The organism is Elusimicrobiota bacterium (assembly GCA_041658405.1).
In the GTDB taxonomy this organism is placed as follows: domain Bacteria; phylum Elusimicrobiota; class UBA5214; order JBBAAG01; family JBBAAG01; genus JBBAAG01.
The window spans coordinates 1-3,809 of sequence record JBBAAG010000136.1 but is presented as its reverse complement, the minus strand read 5'-3'; the positions used below and the strand labels follow the sequence as shown (position 1 = coordinate 3,809).

At 41.3% G+C, this 3,809-nt stretch carries 3 protein-coding genes; all 3 read right to left on the bottom strand.

Features of this window, described 5'->3' with window-relative positions:
- The coding region (locus WC955_13185; protein MFA5860008.1) for an RNA polymerase sigma factor region1.1 domain-containing protein at positions 1-1,107 on the bottom strand (1,107 nt) is incomplete at its 3' end.
- A 38-nt stretch (positions 1,108-1,145) separates the two neighbouring features.
- Positions 1,146-2,951 (bottom strand): DNA primase, encoded by a 1,806-nt coding sequence (gene dnaG / locus WC955_13180; protein ID MFA5860007.1) that lies wholly within the window; start codon positions 2,949-2,951, stop codon positions 1,146-1,148.
- A 48-nt stretch (positions 2,952-2,999) separates the two neighbouring features.
- The coding region (locus WC955_13175; protein ID MFA5860006.1) for an NGG1p interacting factor NIF3 at positions 3,000-3,809 on the bottom strand (810 nt) is incomplete at its 5' end.

Below are 3,809 nucleotides of genomic sequence, written 5' to 3'. Positions count from 1 at the left end.
TAACCCCAAACTACCTTCCTGTATCAGGTCAGTTAATTCCATATTTGCACCCATATGCTTCTTCGCAATGGACACTACCAACCTTAGGTTTGCACGAATAAGCTTGAGTTTATTCTGCAATATTTTTTCTTCAAGTTCAATTATACGGTCATAATTCTTAATTAAATCATTCGCAGGAACGTTTAATGAACTCTTTAGGCGTTTAAGCCGTTGCTGTGCATTACGAAAATTCAGCAGCATAGACTCTATTCCTGTCATCGTATACCCTGTGGTTTGACGGAATACGTACTGCGATATCTTTCCTTTCTTTGCCTGGTTATAAAACTCTTTCACTTCATCAAGCGACATACCCAGCCGGTATTCATAGCGCTTGACCTCAAATTCGTTTTCTTTTAACCTTCTTGCGAGGTTTTTAATTTTACTGGTCAATCGTTTAATACGTTCACGGTTTAGATTAAGTTTGATAATATGAGGAACAATCTTTTTCCGTTCCTCCTGGACACTAAAATATACAGCCTTTCGTTGTTCCGGGTTAAGTTTTGACTTTAACTTCAACCGTATCTGTTCAACACGTTTTTCTATCCGTGTGATAAGCTGCACCACATTTTGAACTTTCTGCCGCATTTGATTCAACTGCTTGGTACTTTTCCTACCCCGTGGCATAAGCTCTTTCGGTGTCATCTCATTTTCCTGGAGAAAAGTTTCCCACCTACGTATCTCTCGTAAAGTAATCGGTGATTCCAACACCATCTGTTGCAACATTTCCTCGTTCTCTTTAATTCCCCGTGCAAGCGTTACTTCTTCATCCCGGCTAAGCAACGGTACTTTACCCATCTCTGATAAATACATCTGCAGGGAGTTCGCAACAATATCTTCAAGCTCACCGGAAAAACCTACAGTATCTTCCGGAAAGTCCAATGACTTCTTTAACTTATCCTTCTCAACTATTTCAATCCCCAACTCCTCTAACGTTGAAAAAAAACCGTCAAGATCACCTGAATGCAAAAACTCGTCAGGCAATATACGATTAATCTCATCGTAGGTTAAAAACCCATTCGCTTTACCCTGATTAATCAAATCCTTTATCGGATCGTCACGTTCAACCACTTCTCAACATCCTCCTATATCAATAAAATATTTTACTCTCAATGCCTGGTACCTTTAAGCCTGCGCATAATCCTGTTGTATTCATTAACAACTTCATGATCTTCCGGTGAATAATCCTCTGCTTGTTTCAACGTACAGATATTCCCCACTTCCTTTTTCAAAAGCTCGCACTTACGTTTAAGGTACTTATCCTCAATCGTCTTCATCACACCCTGCACAGTTTTTTTTACGTCAGAAAATCCTCTGTCCAACATCACTACCCGTGAAAGCCAGTCGTGTAATTCAGTATTTTCGTCGTTGAGATACATACTCAGGATATCATTGACGCACACCTTAAACCCATGTTCATCGCGTTCCATCAGATATTTTATAGTATCCGCCACTCTTTTGTCCTCGAGCATTTCAACAACACTAAACTCCCGTACATCTTTAATAAGGCCCGGGGTATTCACTACCAGATTAAGAAGTTCTTCTTCCACGGTAATTTTATTATTCACCTCGACCCTCTGAATATCACTACCAAAATCTTTACTCCCTGTTTTCTCGTACTTACGCAGTTCCATCGACAAAATCTCGGGTTGAATATTAACCATGTTTGAGAGATAACACAGAGCTTCATTTTTTACTACTTCATTAGGTATTTTTACCATAAATTCTATGGTAGACTTTACGACATTACGCTTACCGGCAGACGTACCATTGCCGTACTTAGCTACTAGTGTGTCAATATAGAACTCAAACCCTTCTTTTGCGGTTTCAATTAACTTAGCGTACAACTCCGCGCCATCCGGTTTATTAAGAAGTTCATCCGGATCCTTTGCTCCTTTGATTACTATCACTTTTGGATAAACATCTGCCGCTAATAATATCGCTATACTGCGCAACGTAGCGATTACCCCGCTGTTATCACTGTCAAACGATAAATACACTTCATCACTGTACCGTTTAAGAATCCCGACATGTTCATTTGTCAATGCCGTACCTAACGGCGCAACAGCGTAAGTAAATCCCGCCTGATGCAACGATATTGTATCCATATAACCTTCTACCACAACAATCTTCCCTGCTTCTCTTACACCTTGAGAACACTGTGATAACCCATACAATGTACGGCTTTTACTAAAAACCATAGTCTCCGGTGAGTTAATATACTTCGCTTGTTCATTATTCGCATCGTCGAGTATTCTTCCCCCGAACGCTATTATCCGATTTCGCTGATCGAATATCGGAAACATCAACCTAGAGCGAAACGTGTCATACCACTCATTACGCGTATCCGCAAACCTTACAAGCCCGGACCTACTCAATTCCTCGTCTTTATATCCGTTGGATTTCAATAATCCAACCACACTATTATCCCGGGGTGAATACCCGATCTTGAACTTATTCACTACATGGTCGTCAACATTACGTTTCTTTAAATACTGCCTCACCCCACGTGTTTCCTGTGAATCACAAAGATAATTATGATAATAATCCGCAACCGTCTCGTTCATCTTAAGAAACTGTTCGCGTTTAGCCTCAGCTTCAGGATTTCTCGTATACCTTGTACTTTGAGGTAATGTAATATTTGCACGTTTTGCCAGTACCTCCAAAGCTTCCGGCATAGTAATCTTGTCCATCATAATAACGAACCGTATGACATCCCCTCCAACACCGCAGCCAAAACAACGAAACAACCCTTTTTCCTGGCTTACCAGAAATGACGGCGTTTTTTCTTTATGAAACGGGCATAACGCTTTATACCCACGCCCGGCTTTTACAAGGTTAGGCACCCTATCCCGCACAACTTCTACGATATTAACCTTGGTACGTATTTCATCAAATATGCTGTTATCACTCATAAAGTATTTGCTATTTTTTTGCGGCAGTAACTCTTACGCCAAACCGTATCACGACGAGTGGCAATACCGCACAAATCCGGAACACGGAATGATGTTGAGTTTTCCATATTTTTTCTCAACCTTGTCAAACAACAAGTTCAACCCCAGATTATCCGACGATATATGCCCCGCTATTATGACGTTAAGATTCGCTGATTGCGCGTCTTTATAATGTTCATCGCTCATATGCATTGCTATCACAGTTGATACACCTGCGGTAGTAAGTTTTTCTAGAAGTTTAGCAGAACCTTCCGTCCCGCCGGTCATGTCTACAAATACTTTTCCTACGTGCCTGTCGGGAGAGCCCACGAGAATTTTCGGTCCCTGTCCATAAGACGCTGCGTATTTATATTCAGGAACAGATTTCAGGAGTTTGACTGCATCTTCCAAACGTTCAACTTTTTCTTTTTCAAACATTTTCTGCAAAAAACTCGCTACATGATTATCCGCAGGAGTATGAATACACACCATAGGAACGTCCAATAACTGCGCCGCATCAACCGCGCGGGTATGATTCAACCCTGAGACTCTTCTCCCGATTTCTTTTATCCTAGGTTCCATTAACCCTTCCGCAACACTAATTGGTACACCGTATTTCGCGAGAATCGGTGCTTGTATACCCATAACCTCGTAAAACGTCGCATATGCCTTACCTTCAGGATGATGAGCAATAAGGAGGTCAACCTTTTTCCCGCGTGTACGTAAAGCGTCTAACAGCAACACTTCCGGTTCTTCTGCATCAATACCAACCATTACAGTTTTAATTTCAGTATTCTCATCACCGTACAATACCCTGCTGTCCGCATACGGGTTTACCAG

Bases quoted from the DNA above. Each gene is read 5' to 3' on its own strand.
- dnaG (MFA5860007.1), bottom strand. From the start codon at position 2,951: ATGAGTGATAACAGCATATTTGATGAAATACGTACCAAGGTTAATATC.